At 66.7% G+C, this 18,544-nt stretch carries 11 protein-coding genes; 9 read left to right on the forward strand and 2 right to left on the reverse strand.

Annotated elements, in window-relative coordinates; translation table 11 throughout:
* Positions 1-769 precede the first annotated feature (769 nt).
* The 3 genes from C474_RS15775 to C474_RS15785 all read left to right on the forward strand — a co-directional run bounded on the left by C474_RS15775 (position 770) and on the right by C474_RS15785 (position 6,228).
* Entirely contained in the window at positions 770-2,206 is a 1,437-nt protein-coding gene (locus C474_RS15775; RefSeq protein WP_152421691.1) for a sulfatase family protein, read from the forward strand.
* Between the two features lie 83 nt (positions 2,207-2,289).
* A complete protein-coding gene (locus tag C474_RS15780; protein ID WP_049917106.1) occupies positions 2,290-5,166 on the forward strand; it encodes a glycosyl hydrolase 115 family protein in 2,877 nt (958 codons plus the stop codon).
* 69 nt (positions 5,167-5,235) lie between these two features.
* The gene (locus C474_RS15785; RefSeq protein ID WP_008388576.1) at positions 5,236-6,228 is read left to right on the forward strand and encodes an SGNH/GDSL hydrolase family protein; all 993 of its coding nucleotides are present in this window, start codon (positions 5,236-5,238) and stop codon (positions 6,226-6,228) included.
* Between the two features lie 26 nt (positions 6,229-6,254).
* Here C474_RS15785 and C474_RS15790 read toward each other — a convergent pair whose 3' ends face one another.
* Positions 6,255-7,253 (reverse strand): Gfo/Idh/MocA family protein, encoded by a 999-nt coding sequence (locus C474_RS15790; protein WP_049917089.1) that lies wholly within the window; start codon positions 7,251-7,253, stop codon positions 6,255-6,257.
* Between the two features lie 272 nt (positions 7,254-7,525).
* Between C474_RS15790 and C474_RS15795 the strand changes: the two genes are divergently transcribed.
* From C474_RS15795 to C474_RS15810, 4 genes are all read left to right on the forward strand, one after another.
* A complete protein-coding gene (locus C474_RS15795) occupies positions 7,526-8,497 on the forward strand; it encodes a Gfo/Idh/MocA family protein (protein ID WP_008388580.1) in 972 nt (323 codons plus the stop codon).
* Complete coding sequence (locus C474_RS15800; RefSeq protein ID WP_008388582.1) at positions 8,494-9,282, forward strand: hydroxypyruvate isomerase family protein; 789 nt, start codon at positions 8,494-8,496, stop codon at positions 9,280-9,282. The genes C474_RS15795 and C474_RS15800 overlap by 4 nt, the downstream gene beginning before the upstream one ends.
* Positions 9,283-9,456: 174 nt before the next feature.
* Positions 9,457-11,277 (forward strand): ABC transporter substrate-binding protein, encoded by a 1,821-nt coding sequence (locus C474_RS15805; RefSeq protein WP_239640440.1) that lies wholly within the window; start codon positions 9,457-9,459, stop codon positions 11,275-11,277.
* A gap of 124 nt (positions 11,278-11,401) precedes the next feature.
* Positions 11,402-11,851 carry a universal stress protein gene (locus C474_RS15810; protein WP_008388585.1) on the forward strand — a complete coding sequence of 150 codons (450 nt, stop codon included), beginning with the start codon at positions 11,402-11,404 and terminating at the stop codon, positions 11,849-11,851.
* 467 nt (positions 11,852-12,318) lie between these two features.
* Here the strand turns inward: C474_RS15810 and C474_RS15815 are convergent, their stop codons facing one another.
* Positions 12,319-15,039: a family 78 glycoside hydrolase catalytic domain gene (locus tag C474_RS15815; RefSeq protein WP_008388586.1), complete on the reverse strand. Its 2,721-nt coding sequence runs from the start codon at positions 15,037-15,039 to the stop codon at positions 12,319-12,321.
* 128 nt (positions 15,040-15,167) lie between these two features.
* Here C474_RS15815 and C474_RS15820 point away from each other — a divergent pair, with 128 nt between their 5' ends.
* Positions 15,168-16,775: a glycoside hydrolase family 28 protein gene (locus C474_RS15820; protein WP_008388588.1), complete on the forward strand. Its 1,608-nt coding sequence runs from the start codon at positions 15,168-15,170 to the stop codon at positions 16,773-16,775.
* 58 nt (positions 16,776-16,833) lie between these two features.
* Entirely contained in the window at positions 16,834-18,543 is a 1,710-nt protein-coding gene (locus tag C474_RS15825; protein ID WP_008388590.1) for a right-handed parallel beta-helix repeat-containing protein, read from the forward strand.
* The last annotated feature ends 1 nt before the right edge of the window (position 18,544 follow it).

Genomic DNA, 18,544 nt, shown 5'->3' on the forward strand with positions numbered 1-18,544 from the left:
ACGGGAGGAGATACAATGTGTTTCGGTTCGAAACGGGTCCGGGCCAACCGGTCGACTGCTCCGACGGGAGACGTGACGAATCGAAAGTCAGGCCGCGGGCCTCGTTATTTAGCTTCGTATTGGGTTGTTTCTGCGCTATTTGTGTATATATAAGGAATTTTAGAAATTATATTCGCCTGTAGAGGACTATAGATCTAAGAACTGGGATCTTCTGTGCGAAGGAAATTGTACATATGGAAATTTAGTGATTATATTGGACTTAGCTCTTGAATTTAGTCGCGTATTCCGACGTTAAAGAACTCATCTCTCGGCAGTAGTCACCCGACAATATCGGATAGCTGTCTCCCTCTATCTAACGACCCGTAAGCACCGAGAATCGAATCGACCTTCTATGACACCTCTATCACTGTAATGATATCGAGACTCGAGTGAAAAATTGAGTGGTGAACAAAAGGTACCACCAGCGCCGGAGCAGTACGTCCGTCTGGAGCGGACAGATTCGATCAGGAGTGCCAAGCGGCAGTGTGCCGATTCAGCGCGGGTTAGAGTCCCCCTTCGTGCCCGTTCGGTCGCTCCAGTGGTGTCGCAGGCCGCGTCACCCATCCGGTATCTTCGGAACCCGTGACCGATTTATCGAAGGTCGGGCGCGTCGAGCGAACCGTGCGACGCTCGGAAGTCACCGCAGAAAAGAGACGAGAATCGCCTTCGACCCGGGACCCAGCCCCTCGCCTGATGGGGATTTATGTCGTCCGTCGTCGAAGCGGCGACGATGCCTCTCGCCAGCCCTAACGTCCTGTTCGTGATGACGGACCAACAGCGGTTCGATACGATTCACGCGCTGGGCAACGGTCGAATCCACACGCCGAACATCGACCGTCTCGTCGCCCGCGGCGTCTCGTTCACGAACGCGTACTCGACGACGCCCATCTGCATCCCCGCGAGGCACACGATACGAACGGGATGCGACGCGCTCACGACGGGCTGCTTCGGTAACGACAAGCGCGACGCCGCGCATCTCGAAGACCGCTGCGGTCCCTTCCTCGCGCGACGCATGGGCGAACGAGGGTACCGGACGTTCCTGGTCGGGAAGTACCACGCGCACCCGCGCGACATCGACCTCGGGTACGACACCCGTCTCAGCGCTGAGGCGTACCGCGCCGGCACCGGTCACGAGGTGAAAACGACCGCCCGAGAGGGGGCGATGATTCACCTCCCGCAGCGGAACGCGTTGCCGCGGGAGTCGAACTACGAAGCGTGGACGACCGACCGCGCGGTCGAACTCATCGAGGAAGAGGGCGAGAAACCGTTCTTCGGGCTCGTGTCGTACGAACCGCCGCACCCGCCGTTCGCCCCGTCGCCGCCGTTCGATCGGATGTACGACCCGGACCGCCTCTCGAATCCCGTCGAGGGCGACCTGGCCGTCGACCACATGGACGAAAAGATACCCGCTCAGAACCACCACTTCTGGACCACCCGTGAGAACGGTATCGACCACACGACCGCTCGCGTCGTCAAAGCGCACTACTACGGGATGGTTTCGGAAGTCGACCGGCACATCGGGCGTCTCCTCGACGCGGTGGAGGCGCGGGAAGACGCCGATGACACCGTGATCTGTTTTTTCTCCGATCACGGCGAGATGCTCGGCGACCACCGCGGGTGGGAGAAGACATCCTTCTTCGAGTCCTCCTGTCGCGTCCCTTTCCTCGTGAGTTGGCCGGCAGAACTGCCGGGCGGGGAGCGATGCGAAGAACTCGTCTCGTTGACCGACCTCTTCGGCATCGCCACGACGGCCGCCGGGAGCCCGGAACTGCGCGACGGCGTCAACGTGCTCGGAATGCTCCGGGGGGACGACGACCCCCGAGAGCGCCTGTTCGGCTACCATCGGACCCCACGATTGCCGCCGAACTTCACGGCGATGGTTCGGGAGGGCGACCGGAAGTACGTCTTCATGCGGAACGGCGGCCGCGAGCAACTGTTCGACCTCTCAGCGGACCCCAACGAGGTGGACGAGTGCGCGGGCGATCACCCCGAGAAGACCGCGGAACTCCGGTCGGCGCTCGTGGAGAAACTGACCGCGGAGGGACAGACCGCGTTCGTCGAGAACGGAACGCTACGGCACGCGCCCGCTCAGGAGATAGATATGGGACGGCTGGTACGTGAGCCGTACCCGGCGTCGCCGGCGGATGCGCTCGACGGGAGCGAGTGAACGGGGACGTGAACGAGACGGGAGTGAGGGAGGAGACGGGTCGAGGCGAGGAGTTTTGTCCCCGGGCCTCCGAGTCGACGGTCATGATAACCCACGACACCGTCCCGGGCGGGATTCCCCTCGTCCACGACGGTGCGACAGCGGATATCTACGTCGACGGGGACGACGCCGAAGTCGTCCGCGTCGCGTCCGGGGACTTCGCCGAGGACGTGGAGCGAGTGACCGGCGAGCGCCCGGGCCTCACTGGTTCGCTCGACGAACTCTCCGGTACCGCCGTCATCGTCGGAACTCTCGGGTCCTCCAAGGGAGTCGACACCTGCGTGGAACGCTGCAGACTCGGCGCGGACGCCGAACGTCTCTCGAAGGACCGCGAGAGCTTCTTCGTGCGGACGGTGGAGAACCCCCTCCCGACGGTCGACTCGGCCGTCCTCGTCGCCGGCAGCGACCGTCGCGGGACCGCTTTCGGCGTCTACGAACTGTCGAGGCGAATCGGCGTCTCGCCGTGGTACTGGTGGGCCGACGTGCCGACCGAGCGTCGCGAAACGCTCGTCGTCGAACCCGGTACGTACCGTTACGGCCCGCCGTCGGTCGCGTACCGCGGCTTCTTCCTCAACGACGAGGACTTCGGTCTGCGACCGTGGGCTTCCGAGACGTTCGCGCCCGAAGACGCCGCCGACCGTCCCGGAATCGGGCCGAAGACGTACGCCCGACTGTTCGAGTTGCTCCTCAGACTGAAGGCGAACACCGTCTGGCCCGCCATGCATCCGGGCACGAAGGCGTTCTATCGCTACCCCGAACACGCCGAACTCGCGGATAAGTACGCCATCGCGGTGGGAACCTCCCACTGCGAGCCGATGCACCGCAACAACGTCGAGGAATGGGAGGAATCCTTCGGGGAGTGGAACTACGCGACCAACCGAGATCGGATTCGGGCGTACTGGAGAGAGCGGGTCGAGTCGGTCGCCGCGTTCGAGAACGTCTTCACGCTGGGAATGCGCGGGATTCACGACTCCGGGATGCCAGGCGGCGAGACGGCGGCCGAGACCCGCGAACTACTTCAGCGCGTCCTCGACGACCAGCGGCACCTGCTGAACGCCGCCCACGACCGACCGGTCGAGACGGTCCCGCAGGTGTTCTGTCCGTACAAGGAGGTGTTGGACCTCTATCGGAGCGGTCTCTCCGTCCCCGACGACGTGTGTCTGCTGTGGCCGGACGACAGCCACGGCTATCTCCGCGAACTTCCGACCGAGGCGGACAGGGCGCGGTCGGGCGGGTCGGGCGTCTACTACCACCTCTCCTACTGGGGCCGCCCCCACGACTACCTCTGGCTGTCGAGCGTGCCTCTCGGCGTCGTCTCGACGGAGATGAGACGGGCGTACGAGGCCGGCGCCCGGGAGTGCTGGGTCGTCAACGTCGGCGACCTCAAGCCGGCCGAGACGGAGACCGAGTTCTTCCTCGACCTCGCGTGGGACGTGGACCTCGGCGGGCGCGAGTCGCCCTCGGAGTGGCTGGTCGACTGGGCGGCGCGGGAGTTCGGCGACGCGCACGCCGACGAGGTGGCCGACCTCCTGGGTGAGTACGACCGGCTGTGCCTCGCTCGGAAACCCGAGCACATGGGGTGGTCGACGGTGTACCCGGACACGCCGACCGGCGACCCGGAGTTCAGTTTCACCGGTGAAGGCGACGAGGCCCGCCGGCGACTCGACGCCTTCGACGAACTGGTCGAACGGGCCGAGGCGGTGTTCGAGTCCCTCTCGTCGTCGCGTCGGGCGAGTTTCTATCAGTTGGTGCTGTATCAGTTGCGGTGCGCCGCGGCGATGTCCGAGACGTTCCTCCACGCGGCGCGAAGCCGACTCCACGCCGAGCAAGGACGGGCGAGCGCGAACCGATACGCCGACGCCGCGCTGGACGCCCACGAGCGGATTCGAGCGGAGACGAGGTACTACAACGAGGCGCTCCGCGACGGGAAGTGGAACCGGATCCAGTCCGGTTCGCCGCGCGACCTCCCCGTCTTCGACCCGCCGGACGTCGCCCGCCTCGAACCGGGAAAGTCGGCCGAACTCGGCGTCGCAATCGAGGGACGGCGTGAACCGCTCGACGCGGGCGACGGGGGAGAAGTGGCCCCGTCGCTGCCGGCGTTCCGCGCCGGGGTCGACCGGGAGCGCTTCGTTGACGTGTTCAACCGCGGCGCGACCCCTTTCGAGTGGACGGCGACGGCGAACGCGGCGTGGATCGAGGTGAGCGAACGCGCGGGCACCGTCGAGGACGAACGCCGCCTGCGGGTCGGGGTCGACTGGGACCGCGCGACCGGACCGCAAGCGAGCGGTACCGTGACGGTTTCCGGGGCAGGCGCCGAGTACTCCGTCCGCGTCGAAGCGGTCGCCGCGACGGCCGGGTCGCCGCGGGAGGGAGACGCGGACTTCCTCGAAGTCGACGGCGCGGTCGGTATCGAGGCGGAGCGCTACAGTCGAAAGGCGGACGGCGTCCCCGGACGCTGGGTGCCCGGCGACGCCCCCGGCCGCCTCGCCGGGAGGACGGTGCGCGTCGCGCCGGCGCGCTTCGAGATCCACGACCCGGAGGCGGACGACGCCCCCCGCCTGGAGTACGACCTCGAACTGACGACGACGGGGGTTACGACCGTCGAGGTGCACTGTCTTCCCACCCAAGCCCTGAGCGGGGACCGGGACCTCCGGTACGCCGTCGCCCTCGGCGACGGCCCCCGTCGGACCGTCTCCGTCGACCCCGACGGCGGCGAACACGACCCGGAGTGGCAGGAGAACGTCCTGCGCGGCGCCGCACTCGGGACGACGACGCACGCGGTCGAATCGGCGGGCGGCCACACGCTCCGGATGTGGGCGCTGGACCCCGGTCTCGTCGTCGACAGAATCGCCGTGTACGCTGACGGCGAGCGCGAGACGTATCTCGGGCCCCGCGAGACCGCAGTCCCGGGGTCCGAGTGAGCCTCGGCGGGAGGGCGGGGACGTGGCGTCACCGGAAGAGGTTTCACCTCGCTTTGCGCCAGTAGTGGCATGGAGTACGACGATGTCAGCCTCCACAACGTCGGCGAGGTACGCGCCGTCGACGGGGTCGACGGGCAGAGGATACAGCGGGTTCCGGAGTCCGTCCGGCGGTCGCTGAACGAGAAGGCGCGGGACGTGATGTACCGGCCGGCGGGCGCGGAGATTCGGTTCGTCCCGACCGAGGGGTCGGTCGACGTGACGCTCTCCTCGCCCGACGGCGCCTGCGACGTCGTCCCGTTCTGGGGGCCGTTCATGGACTCCGAGCACCGACGACTCGGCACGGAACCCGAGACGTTCACGTTCGAGACGCCGGAGCGACCGGCCCAGTTGGACCCCGAGGCGTTCGCGTTCTCGCCCGCGGTCTGTCGATTGGCGCTGTGGGGCGGGTCGGTCGTCCTCCACGGTATCGACGGCGGGCGGCGGCCGCCGGAGCCCTCCGAACTCCCGGAGCGGCGCTACCTGGCGTACGGAACCTCGATAACGTTCGGGAGCAACGCCACCGGCGTCAATCTCTCGTACCCGTGGCGCCTCGCGGAGTCGCTCGACGCCGACGTGGTCAACCTCGGCTGTCCGGGGTCGGCGTTCTGCGAACCGGAACTCGCCGACTACGCCGCGGGCCTCGACTACGACGTGGCGACGCTCGCGCTGTCGGTGAACATGCTCGCAGCCGGGTTCTCGACCGAGACGTTCCGCGAACGCGCGCGCTACTTCGTCGAGACGGTCGCCGAGGGCGCCCCGGATGCCGCCGTCGCAGCCATCACGCTGTTTCCCTTCTCCGCCGACCTCGTCGCCGAACACGGCGAGGACGAGATGGCGTCGACGCCGGGGGCCTACCGGCGGGCGCTTCGCGAGATTGCGGCCGACGCGCCGGGTAACGTCACGCCGGTGGAGGGGACCGACCTCTTGGGTGCGGAGGGACTGACCACGGACCTCGTGCACCCCTCGGACCGGGGGATGGGCCAGATAGCGGACGGGTTGGCGCGTCACTTCGGCGTCGAGTGAGGTGAGGCCGTTACCGCGTCGCCCGCTCAGAGGTCCACGTCGACCCGCGACCCGGTACGTGCGGATTCATAGGCCGCTTCGAGCAGTGCCGTCACGCGGAGGGCGTCCTCGGCCGTCGCCGGGGGTTCCGTTCCGGACTCGACCGCGTCGACGAACGCCTCGAACTTCGTCCGCGCCTCGGCGTCGCTCAGGTCGGGCGTCCGCCGGTCACCGTCCGCGTTGATGACGGAGAGTTCGCGGGTTCCCCAGTCCTCGCCCTCGAGGTACACCGCTCCCTCCTCGTCCCAGACGTGGATGTGCTCCATCGTTCGGGGGACGACACCCGAGTCGCCGAAACTGGCGATGGCGCCGTTGTCGAACCGGACGGTCATCGCGGACTGCTCGTCGACGCGACGCCCGTCGTCGTGGAACGACATCTCGGCGGTGACGGAGACGGGCGTCAGGCCGGTCATCCAGAGGACCGACTCGACGACGTGCGTGCCGACGCTGAACAGGTGGCCGCCGCCGCCGATATCCGGGTCCATCCGCCAGTTCGTCCCCGCCTCGTAGTGGTGCCGCCAGTCCTGCGTGAGCGACCCGGTCGCGAACGTCGGGTCGAGGTCCCCCTCCGCCCAGCGGTCGCGTGCGGCGACGAACCCCGGATCGAGGTGGCGCTGATAGCCGGCCATCAGTACGTGCCCCTCCTCGCGGACCCAGCGGACCACCTCTCGCGCCTCCGCCGAGTCGAGGACGACCGGTTTCTCACAGAGGACGTGCAAGTCGCGGTCGAACGCCGCGCGGATCTGGTCGAAGTGGAACCCCGGTGGCGTGGCGACGACGACGGCGTCGAGGGATTTCTCGGCGTACATCTCCGCCTCGTCGGTGTAGAGCGCCGACTCGTCGAGGTCGAACGCCTCGCCCGCCGCCGCCAGGTTCTCTTCGTTCACGTCGACGACGGCGCCGATGGCGCCCCGGGGATGTGAGCGAACCTCCTCCGCGAGGTGGCGTCCGATACCGCCCATCCCGATGATACCAGTTCGAAACATCTCTTATAGCCGCTCTCGCGCGACGTAATGAGGTTTTCCTTCGGACGACGGTGGGGCGCCTCGGGGAACGCGTAACTCCGACCCGGCAGAGCCTCGAATAGAGATGAGAGGAACCGACGGAACGGTCTCGCGGTCCTGCGAAAGCCCCTCCCGTGATGGCGGATTGGGCCCGGTCGACGGGGTCCGGGGCGGACGTCAGAGGTCTCGAATCGACACGCGTCGAGGCGTACGATACAGTACATTGATAACACGTGAACGGATAACGGTAGTTCATGACCGTTGAACTGGCGTTTATCGGCGCGGGGGGCATCGCCTCCATCCATCTCGACAATCTCGAATCGAACGAGCGAGCGGACGTCGTTGCAGTCTGCGACATCGACGACGAACGGGCGACGGCCGCCGCCGAGACGCACGGCGCGGCGGCGTTCACCGACCACCGCGAGATGTACGATGAGGCGACGTTCGACGCCGTCGTCGTCGGGATTCCACCGTTCGCACACGAGGACCAAGAGCGGCTCGCAGTCGAGCACGGGACCGACCTGTTCGTGGAGAAGCCGCTCGCACTCGACGGCGACACCGTTCGCGAGAACGCCGAGGCCATCGCCGCGTCCGACCGCTTCGCACAGGTGGGGCACATGGTACGGTACGCCGACTCGGTCCAGCGAGCGAAGGAACTGATCGGCGACCGGACCGTCGCGCTCGTCGACGGGCACTGGTGGTGCGGCATCCCGGGCGAGGCGGACCACTGGTGGCGGAAGAAAGCCCTCTCGGGAGGACAGATCGTCGAGCAGGCGACCCACACCTACGACGTGGTCCGGTACTTCGCCGGGGACGTCGAGTCCGTGTCGGCCGTCGGTGGCAAGGAGGTGTACGACGAGGAACTCGACTTCGAGGACTCCACCTCGGCGTCGATGCGGCACGAAACGGGCGCGGTCAGTCACGTCTCGGCCACCTCGACCTCCGCGCGGTTCTCGCACGGTCTCAGTCTGACGGGCGAGGGCTTCTCGCTCGAACTCGACATCGGCGCCGACAGCCTCGTCGGCACCGTCGACGGCGAGGAGATAGAGTTCGAGGGCGACGGCGACACGTACGGGACCGAGATAGAGGCGTTCATCGAGGCGGTCGAGACGCGGGACGAGTCGCTCCTGCGGTCGCCGTACGACGACGCGCGCAAGACGTTCGAGACGACGCTGGCGGTCGAGCGCGCCCTGGAGACGGGCGAACCGCAGCGGGTGACCGAATGAGTTTCACCGTCAGCGCGAACGCGAACATCGTCCTCGGAGTCGACGACCCGGTCGACGCCGTCGCGGAAGTCGCCGACCTCGGACTCGAAGCGGTCGAGTTCTGGGGCATCGAGGACGTTGACCCCGAAGCCCTCCGCGACCGCTGCGCCGAGCACGGCGTCGTCGTGTCGGCTTCGACGTGCGTCGGTGTCGCGGCCAACACGCAGGGAAAGGGACCCGGCCTCACCGACCCCTCACGACACGACGAAGGGGTCGCCGACCTCGAACGCTCGGTCGAACTCGGTGAGGCGGTCGGAGTCGACGCCCTCGTGGTCACGGTCGGCCCCGAGCGGGACGACCTGCCGCCCGGCGCCGAACACCGGGCCATCGTCAACGTTCTCCGGGACGCCGCACCCGCCGCGGAGGCGGCGGGCATCGACCTCGTCGTCGAACCGCTCAACAACCCGGTCGACCACCCCGGGTACTACCTCGACTCCTCCTATGAGGCCTACGAGATAGTCGACGCGGTGGACAGCCCCGCCGTTTCGGTTCTCTTCGACGTCTATCACCAGCAGATAACCGAAGGCAACGTCATCGAAAACCTCACCGACCACGCCGAGTTCGTCGGCTACGTTCACGTCGCCGACGTACCGGGACGACACGAACCCGGAACGGGTGAACTCAACTACGCACGGATCTTCGAGGCACTGGACGAGGCGGGATACGACGGCTACGTCGGCCTCGAGTATTCGCCGTCGACCGACGCCGCGGAGACGGTCGAGAGCGTACTCGATCTCGTTCCCTGATCCGACCTTTCGGGGAGAGCGGACTTCGAGTACAAAGGGGAGTCAGCGCGCGAGTCCGCCAACCGCCAGGGAGACTTCATCAGAACGGCCGGCCGACGAAGCATGATTCGGCGCGCGAAGAGTCCGGAGCACATACATAAGAATTATATCTGATGTTGCGCAACGTCCACTCGTATGACCAGTGATAGCAATCGTCTTACACGTCGTCGAATGATCGGAGCGGCGGGTGGAGCGCTCGCCACCGGACTCGCCGGATGTTCCGGCGAGGGAACGAACGGCGACGCGACGGCAGGCGGCGGTACCGCCGGGGGTTCCGAGGGAGAGAAGACGCTGACGATCATGGACGCCCGCCAGTTGACGCAGATTCAGTTCAACAGCTTCAACGCGGCCAACTACGCCAACTCGTGGGGCGTCATGACGCACGATATCGTCGCGTCCGGACACTCCGACGGCGCCGTCAGACCGGACCTCGCCGAGGAGTTGACGACGGACGGTAAGACGCTGACCATCACGTTCCCCGAGGACCGCACGTGGTGGAGTGGGGACGACGTGACCGCGGAGGACCTGCTCGTGCAACTGGAGATCACTCGGCTTCAGGACCCCGAAGCCTCGGCGTACGAGAGCCACGAGTTGGTCGACGACTATACGCTCGAACGGAGGTTCAAGAAGTCGACGACGCCCGAACTGATGCGCGCCAGCATCGCCGGGTTCGTCGTCAACACGCCGCGGTGGATATACAACGACTACCTCGAACGGTACCGAGAGGCCTCGACAGCGGAAGAGCGAGATGCGGTCACTGAGGACCTCCTCGGGATGACAATCTCGGCGAAGCAACTCGTCGAGGAGGGTCTCGGGAACTCCCTGTATCGGCTCGTCCGGTTCAATTCCTCGGAGGGCATCCTCGAGAAGTTCGAGGACCACCCGTACGCCGACCGAACCGACGTCGAACAGACGCGGGTCATTCCGTGGGACACCGCCGACCCCGAGTCGTTCATCGTGCAAAACGAGGTGGACCTGGCGTTCGGCGACTACATCACGGAGGAGAAACGGCAGCGATACCCCGACAACCTCCAGAACCAGTACGAACTGGAGTGGTTCCGGACGCAAAAATTCACGTTCAACTATAAGAACGAACACCTGTCGAAACGGAACGTCCGACGCGCGGTGGCCTGCGCGGTCGACCTGCCGTCCATCGTCGCCGCCGCCAACCAAGCGGGAATCGTCGGGTCGCCGACGCAGGTGCAGACCGGGTTGCGCTCGTCGATCCACGAGCGGTATCTCGGGGAGGGATTCACGGACAAACTCATCCAGTATCCCGTCGAGGGCGACGCGGAGGCGGCGGCGGAGTACATGCGGGCGGCGGGATACTCGAAGTCCGGCGGCGAGTGGGTCGACGAGGGCGGTTCGTCGTTCAGCTTCACGATCATCGCCGACTCCAAGAGCGCGCAGACGCAGGCGACGAAGGTGTTCTCCGACCAACTGAGCGCCTTCGGCATCGGCACCGAGGTGCAGTCCATCGGACTGGACTACTACGCCAAACTCCAGGAGTACGAGTTCGACATCGCGTGGATATGGCACGTCGCGAGGGCGCTGTGGCATCCCACCGCGTACTACTCGAACAACTTCTACGGCGTCGAGGTCGGCGACCCCTCGAACGGCGGCGACACCGGACCGACCGGTATCCCGTTCGAGACGACGATTCCGAACCGGGTCGGCGCCGAGACGGTGTCCGGGAACGGGCAGTCGATTCAGCCGGCGAAGCTGATGGACGACCTCCCCGTCGCTCAGACGGGAGACGAGATGCAAGAGATGACCCGAACGCTGGTGCAGTGGTTCAACTACGACCTGCCGGCACTCGTCTACGTGCAGGAGAACAGCGGTTACTGGGGGGACTCGCGCGACTTCACCTTCCAGATGCCCGAGGACAAATCGCTGATGTCGCGCACGAAACCCGGGCGCGTGGCGTGGCTCCACGGGTGGGTCGGACAGAAGTAACGCGCAGATACGAACCGGCGACGACCGAAAGCCGCCTCAAGCGGCCGTGATAGCCGCGCGCACGCCGTCCCCCTCGCGTTCCGTCGGTGGATTTATGTCGGCTCGAGGGGTGTGCTACTCGTATATGAAGCGAGGATTAGTCGTCGTCGAGGAGTCCGAAGAGTACCGCGAACTCCTGCACGAGGCCGGCGAGCACGCGTCCGGGGCGGACGCCGACCTCCTCTTTCTGGTGACGCTCACCGACGAGGAGTACGAGGCCGACGTCGAGACGCTCGAATCCATCAAGTCGGTGGAGGACGTGAGCTACGACGTGTTCGCCACGGCGGAGAAGAGCGTTCGCGACGCGGTGGACGACGTGCTCTCGGAGTACGACGTGGAGTACGACATCCGAGTCAGGGTCGTCAGCGACGACAAACGGGCTCAGGCGGTCGTCGACGTGGGAGACGAGGAGGGTTGCGACCACGCGTTCATCCTCGGCCGACAGCGCTCGCCCACGGGGAAGGCGCTGTTCGGCGACTTCGCGCAGAGAGTTATCCTCAACTTCGACGGGTTCGTGACGATAGCCACCGCTTGATACGTCCGTCGCGCGTCGATTGGCGCACGGCGTCACCTCCGCTGTCGAAGCCACGCACCGAGGTACCGCGCTTCGGCACTACGCATCCGGCTTCGTCGGACGCCCCGTCCGATATAGTCGGAATCGCCCGTTCGAGTAGTCGTTTCGTCGGCTGATCGACTTTCGGCGTATGCTTCGTCGCGAGAGCTATTCCAGCATTTTTGCGGCGTCAGTCGCCCACTTTGTCGAATCCGGACGGACGGGGGTTCAGCGCTTCGCGACTCGACCGTTACAAAGTTAGTTTCGTAATTGTTACGTCGGATCGAACGTCGAAGGTCGGGGAGCGCATCCGGCATCATCGGACACATCGGCGAAGTCGTTCAGTCGAAAACGGAGGTGAGCGGAACGAGATAGACGGTTTCCGGACGCGATATTCGAGTTCGATTGCCGTCCGACGATACCGGAAGCGTGCCGGCGGACGTTGCCCCTCACTCGACGGAGAACCGGAACGTCCCCGCCGTCACGTCGACCGCGAGTTCGCCGTCAGTGCGGTCGAAATCGACGCCGGCGACGCCGGCGACGTCCGCGTCGGTGCACCCGTCGGCGGTCACGAGGAGTTCGCCGTCGACGGAGGCGGTCGTTTCAGCGGGAACGGGCAGCGAGACGGTCGCCTCAGCGTTCCACGGAACCGTCAACGAGATCGAGAACGCTCCGTCGGTGCGTTCCCACGCCACCTCCAGCGGACCGTACTCCGTCGGCACGCGACCGGTCGCCGATCGAAGGCCGTCGGTCGGCGGTCGGATCCGAAACTGCCCGACGGCCGCGTCGTCGAACTCGACGCCGAGCAGAACGCGCTGGACGTACGCGAGGACGGTCGCGCCCATCGCGTGCGATTCGCTCCGGTTCCGCCGTTCGCGGTCCGGCAGGTCCCCGTCGCGACAGTGCCACGTCTCCCACGTGAACGTTCCACCCCGCGCGAGGATGTTCGCCCACCCGTCGTCCTCGGCGTTCGTGAGGAGGTCGACCATCGCCGCGGGCCGGTCGCTCGCCTCGAACGCCTGCAGGAGCCACGGTACCATCATCGGTCCCATACGCATCCCGACGTCGGCGACGTAGTCCGCCACGCGGCCGACTGCTTTCTCGGGCACGACTCCGAACGCGAGAGCGAGAGCGTTCGCGTGCTGGGAGGCGTGCTCGCTCGTGCCCTCGGCGTCGCAGCCGTCGACGAACAGGTCTCCGTCGTAGAGGCGGTCGACGACGGCCGATTCCAACTCCTCGCGCCGGCGGCGGAAGTACGCCAGTTCCGGGTCCGGGCGGCCGAGTTCCGCGCCGATGCGCTCGGCCCGCCGGAGGGTGTTCACGCCGAGCAGGTTGACCGTCGTTCGGGCGGGCCACTCGCGGTCGTAGCCGTAGCGCATCTCTGCGGGCCAGTCCACGATACCCTCCTCGTACGGTCCCCCCTCGCCGCCGCTCAGGTTCGTCACGAGGCCCGTCTCGGCGTCGACGTGACGGACGACGTAGTCGGCGACGGCGCGGACGACGGGGTACGCGGTCTCCAGTACGGTTCGGTCGTCCGAGACGAGGTAGTACCGCCACACCCACTCCGGAAACGACTCGGTGAAATCGGGGATGTCTCGTTTCCCGTCGCCGTTCGGGTACACCGCGTTCAGCCGCCCGCTCTCCGCCCAGTAGCGGTAGTGCGATTGGACGAACTCCTCGATGGCCTGCCTGCTCAACCGACGTTCGCCGAAGGCGCGCGTCGTCACCCGGGAGATGTTGAGCGCGTCCATCAGGAACTGCCCCTTCTCCCGCGTGGGCGTGTCGACGAACTGCTCCTGTGAGCCGTACAGCGCCGAGTGCCGCGCCAGTTCGAACACCTCGTCCACCGTCTCGTCCGAGGACTCGAACGTCGCCGCCTGCGGGTCGGGAACCTCGTTGTGGCGGGCGACCACTTTCACCTGGTCGAGCGAGAGGTCCTCGCCCGGGTCGTCCACTTGGAGGTATCGGAATCCGAGGTAGTGGAACGGGCGGAACGTCTGTTCGCCGTCGCGCTGAACGCACGCATAGCGCATATCCGTCCACTGCGTTCCGTCGTCCTCCGAGACCGACCCGTCGGATTCGCGGCGATAACCGGCCCGCATCTCGACGCGCCGGCCGTCGACGCCCGACTCGAAGCGGACGACGGGGACGCCGGCGTAGACGCGCCCGAAGTCGAACACCAACGCGTCGGTGTCGAGACGCTCCACGGAGTCGGGAACGACGGCGTGCCGCTCGATTCGTCGGTTCTGCGCGACCAGTCGCTCCCAGGGGTCGGTCGGGTGCTCGCCGAGGACTTCGACGGCGTCCCACGAGGCGTCGTCGAACTCCGGTCGACTCCACCCGTCGGGTCGGCGGCGCTGGTCGACGACCTCGACCGGTTCCGCTATCTCGCCGTTGCGGAGGGGGGCGTCGACCCACGGACCTTCGCGCGCCCGCCACGACCCGTCCGTCACGACGACCCGTCGGCTTCCGTCGGCGAGTTCGGCGACGAGTCGGAGTATCAGTCCGGGTTCGGCCTCGGGTCGGCCCTGTCCCTCGCCGTTCCACGTGTGCAGGACGCCGAGAGCGTTCCCGCCCGCGTTCAACGCCTCCGTCACGTCGACGGTCTTGTAGTACTGGTAATCGGGGTACGCGAACGACTGCCCGCGGTCGACCACGCTCCCGTTGACCGAGAGCGCGCACTGGTGACTGGCGGAGACGTGGACGCGGGCGCGTTCGACGGCGGCGTCGAGCGCTATCTCCCTGCGGAAGTAGGAGAAGCGTCCTCGCTCGAATTCCCCGTCTTCGGGCCGTCGAATCCACGACGCCTCCCAGTCGTCCGTACCGAGAGGACCCATCTCCCAGGTCGCCGGGTCGCTCCACTCGCTCGCGGCCCCCGTCTCGTCCCACACGCGAACCTTCCAGTGGTATCGCTCCTCGGACGTCAGGGGAGCGCCGTCGTACTCGACGGCCGGCCGAGTCGTCGTTCGCTTCCCGGTGTCCCACACGTCTCCCTCGTCGGCGTCGAGTCGCTCTCTCGTCGACGCGACGAGGACGCGAAACGCCGTCTGTCTCGCTTCCCGCCTGTCCGTCTCGACTCGCCACCGGAGGCACGGGTTGGTCTCGTCGATACCGAGCGGGTCCGACGCGTACTCGGTCCTCAGACCGGTCGGACTGTCGTCTGCCGTCATACGTCGTCGATTGGACAGTCCGCGTGATAAACGTACGTCATCCGCGCGGGAAGGGTGGATATCGATCGGACGTTCGGACGGAGAAAAGCACCGCAATAGCTATCCGAAACGCTTCCGAGACACGCGCTATGGACGCTCACTCGACCGTCTCGGTTCGGGAGTACGACGACGGCGCCGAGACGGACACGGACGCGTTTCAGCGCGCGATAGACGCCTGCGCCGACGGGGGAGGAGGGACGGTCTCGGTCCCCGCCGGGGAGTTCGTCGTCGGGACGATACACCTCAGAAGCCACGTCACGCTCGAACTCGTCGCCGGGGCGACGGTGTTCGCCGCGTTCGGCGAGGAGGCGTACGACGACGACCGAATCGGACCGGACGGCGAACGGCCGTTCCTCGTCGCCGACGGCGTCGAGAACGTCGCCATCGAGGGGCGGGGGACGTTCGACGGACGGGGGACCGAGTTCATGCTGATGGACACGCCCATCCGCGGCCACTCCGACGAGAGCGGGACGCACCCGCTGGTCTCGAACGGCGCGCACCGCGCGCGGCAGGGCGAGTCGTACCTCGACCGTTCGGCGGGCACCGACGAGTGGCCGGTGGCGAAGCCCGACTTCCGCCCCGGCCCGATGTTCCTGTTCGAGGACTGTGAGAACGTCCTCGTCCGAGGAGTCACGCTCCGAGATATGCCGGCTTGGACGGTGAGCGTCCACGATACCGACGAGGTAGATATCGTCGGCGTGGACATCGACAACCACCTCAGGATACCGAACTGCGACGGCGTGTCGGTGATGAACTCACGGAACGTGCACGTCTCCGACTGCACGATACGGGCCTGCGACGACGCCATCACGGTCGGGACGCGCGCGGAAAGCGACCGGCCGACGGAGGGCGTGACCGTGACGAACTGCACGCTCACGTCCAGCGCTTGCGCCATCAAGTTCGGCTCCGAGACCGCACGGGACGTGCGGAACTGCACGTTCGAGAACTGCGTCGTCACCGAGTCGAACCGCGGACTCGGAATCCAGCACCGCGACGGCGGCGCGTTGGAGGACGTGCTGTTCTCGAACATCGTCGTGGAGACGCACCTCCTCCCCGGTCCGTGGTGGGGGAAGGGAGAGCCCATCTACGTGACCTCAGTCCCGAGAGACGAGTCGACGAGCGTCGGCCCCGTCCGGAACGTCCGCTTCTCGAACATCCTCGCGCGGAGCGAGAACGGAGCGCTCGTCTACGCCCACGAGAGCGCCGACGTGCGGGGGATGACGTTCGACGGCGTCGACATCAGCGTCCGGGGCGGAGAACACGCCGGCGCCGTCGGCGGGAACTTCGACCTCCAACCCACGTCGGCCGTCCCGCCGATACAGAAACGGGATATCGCGGGGGTCCACGTCGAGAACGCCCGAGACGTCGACCTCCGGGACATCTCGGTCGAGTGGGAGGGCGACGTGCCCGACTACTACGAGAACGGCCTCCGGTGCGTCGGCGTCGAGGGCCTGCGCGTCGACGGCTTCGCGGGGCGACAGGCTCACCGCGAGTCGAAGGCGGCGGCGGTCGACCTGCACGACGCGGCGTCGGTGAGCGTTCGGGACTGCCGCGCACGGGACGGAACCGGGACGTTCCTCGCCGCGACGGGCGTCACCGACGCCCGCCTGTTCGCCGGCAACGACCTCGCCGACGCGACGTCCACCGTCGAGGGGGACGCCGATTTCCGGACGAGCGGAAACCTCCCGCCGCGCTGAATCACCGGGGACGACGTTCGGGAGGAAATTATATGTTCGATGAATATGATTACGATCTGTGACGACGAGACAGCGCGATACCGAGACAGACAGCGGAAGCGACGACGACGAACTGAGCCTCACGCGACGGACGGCGCTCGCACTGTTCGGGGCGGCCGGAACCGGTGCGGCGGCGACCGGACGCGCCGATGCGACGGCGGGGACGGAACCGAAGCAGATGGACGACGGGCCGTCCGGTCGGCCGTGGAACCGCGACGTGGACGCCGGCGGTCACAGCCTCGACAACCTCGGCTCCATCGACGTCGACCACGTCCACACGCCCGCGCGAGCAGCAGACGTGGTCGTCTGGAAGGACGAAGAGGGCGTCTTCCACGCCGACGGGCCGGACGACCGGATCGCCAGCGGCGAGGACGTGTTGACCGCCGCGCAGGCCGCAGTCGACGGCCTCACCGACGACCGCGACTGGAAAGAGACCGTCTCAATCGTCTCCCCGGGGTCGGTCCCGTACAACGACGGCGAGTTCCGTAGCATCGAACTCCCGAGTCACACGGTGCTGGACGTGGCCGCTCCCCTCTCCTTCGAGTACGAGTCCGGGGAATACTCGAACGCCATCGCGGTGACTGCCACCGACGCCGAGCACGTCGAGGTGCCGCAGTTGACCGTCGAGGGGGGGCCGTGGATGGCGCTGCGGTTCCAGCGCTGTTCGAACGTTCGAATCGGCGACGTGACCGTCCTGTACGACGAGGACGCGGACACCAACGACGGCGTCCGAATCGACAACGGCTACGACATCGGCACGCCGAAGCGCTGCGAGGACGTTCGCATCGAGTCGGTCTACCTCGAAAACGGCGGTCACCACGCCGTCGAGACGTACGGCGTCGACCGGTTGCAGGTGGACCGCGTCCTCGCCACGGATATCGGAGGGTGTGCGGTGTTGCTCAACCAGACGACAGACGCAACGATAAACAGCGTCATCGGGCGAAGTCCCGGCGGTCCGGCGGGCTACCCGACGTTCCGCTTAGCGAACTTCTGCAACAACGTCTCCGTGGGGCAGGTCGTCAGCCGCGGCGGAATGAAGGGAATCATGCTTCTCACGGCGCGCAACGCCTCCATCGGTGAGGTGAACATCGTCGGCGCGAAGGACTCCGGTATCTTCGCGTCCGCGTCGTTCAACGTCAGCATCTCCGGCGGCGTCATCAAGAACTGTGAGGGCGAGGCGATACGGGTGCACGGCTACCCCGAGGGCCAATTCGACTACACGCTCCCCACCGAGGGCATCACCGTCTCGAACGTCCGGATGCTCGACGACCGTCCCGAGGGGGAGCGAACGCAGACGCACGGGATACGGGAGACGGGGCCGACGGCGTTCGGCAACCAGTACGTCGACAACGACGTGCGGAAGGGCGGCACCGTCTCGCCCATCGCCGTCTCCTCGTCGAGTTCGGTCGTCGCCGGCAACGTCGGCGACGGCGAGGCCAGCGGTACGACGACGCTCTCACCCGGAGCGTCGCCGGCGGCCCGCGTCGAAGGTGTCAGTCCACACAAGGACGCGACCCTGGAACTTCGGGCGAAGGCGTACGAGGGCCCCGACGCGGCGTTCGCGTGGGAGTCGTACTTCGAGTGGACCGGGGACCAGTGGGATCTCGTGGTCGAGTGGCGGACCGACCCCGGCGCGGAACTGACGCTCGATTACGTCGTCGACCGACCGCAGGCGAACCTCGACCGTCGGCAGTTCGAGGACGACTGGGAGGATTTCCAGATGGAGTGAA

The organism is Halogeometricum pallidum JCM 14848 (genome assembly GCF_000337095.1).
Lineage (GTDB): Archaea > Halobacteriota > Halobacteria > Halobacteriales > Haloferacaceae > Halogeometricum > Halogeometricum pallidum.

Bases quoted from the DNA above. Each gene is read 5' to 3' on its own strand.
- C474_RS15775 (WP_152421691.1), top strand. From the start codon at position 770: ATGCCTCTCGCCAGCCCTAACGTCCTGTTCGTGATGACGGACCAACAG.
- C474_RS15780 (WP_049917106.1), top strand. From the start codon at position 2,290: ATGATAACCCACGACACCGTCCCGGGCGGGATTCCCCTCGTCCACGAC.
- C474_RS15785 (WP_008388576.1), top strand. From the start codon at position 5,236: ATGGAGTACGACGATGTCAGCCTCCACAACGTCGGCGAGGTACGCGCC.
- C474_RS15790 (WP_049917089.1), bottom strand. From the start codon at position 7,253: ATGTTTCGAACTGGTATCATCGGGATGGGCGGTATCGGACGCCACCTC.
- C474_RS15795 (WP_008388580.1), top strand. From the start codon at position 7,526: ATGACCGTTGAACTGGCGTTTATCGGCGCGGGGGGCATCGCCTCCATC.
- C474_RS15800 (WP_008388582.1), top strand. From the start codon at position 8,494: ATGAGTTTCACCGTCAGCGCGAACGCGAACATCGTCCTCGGAGTCGAC.
- C474_RS15805 (WP_239640440.1), top strand. From the start codon at position 9,457: ATGACCAGTGATAGCAATCGTCTTACACGTCGTCGAATGATCGGAGCG.
- C474_RS15810 (WP_008388585.1), top strand. From the start codon at position 11,402: ATGAAGCGAGGATTAGTCGTCGTCGAGGAGTCCGAAGAGTACCGCGAA.
- C474_RS15815 (WP_008388586.1), bottom strand. From the start codon at position 15,039: ATGACGGCAGACGACAGTCCGACCGGTCTGAGGACCGAGTACGCGTCG.
- C474_RS15820 (WP_008388588.1), top strand. From the start codon at position 15,168: ATGGACGCTCACTCGACCGTCTCGGTTCGGGAGTACGACGACGGCGCC.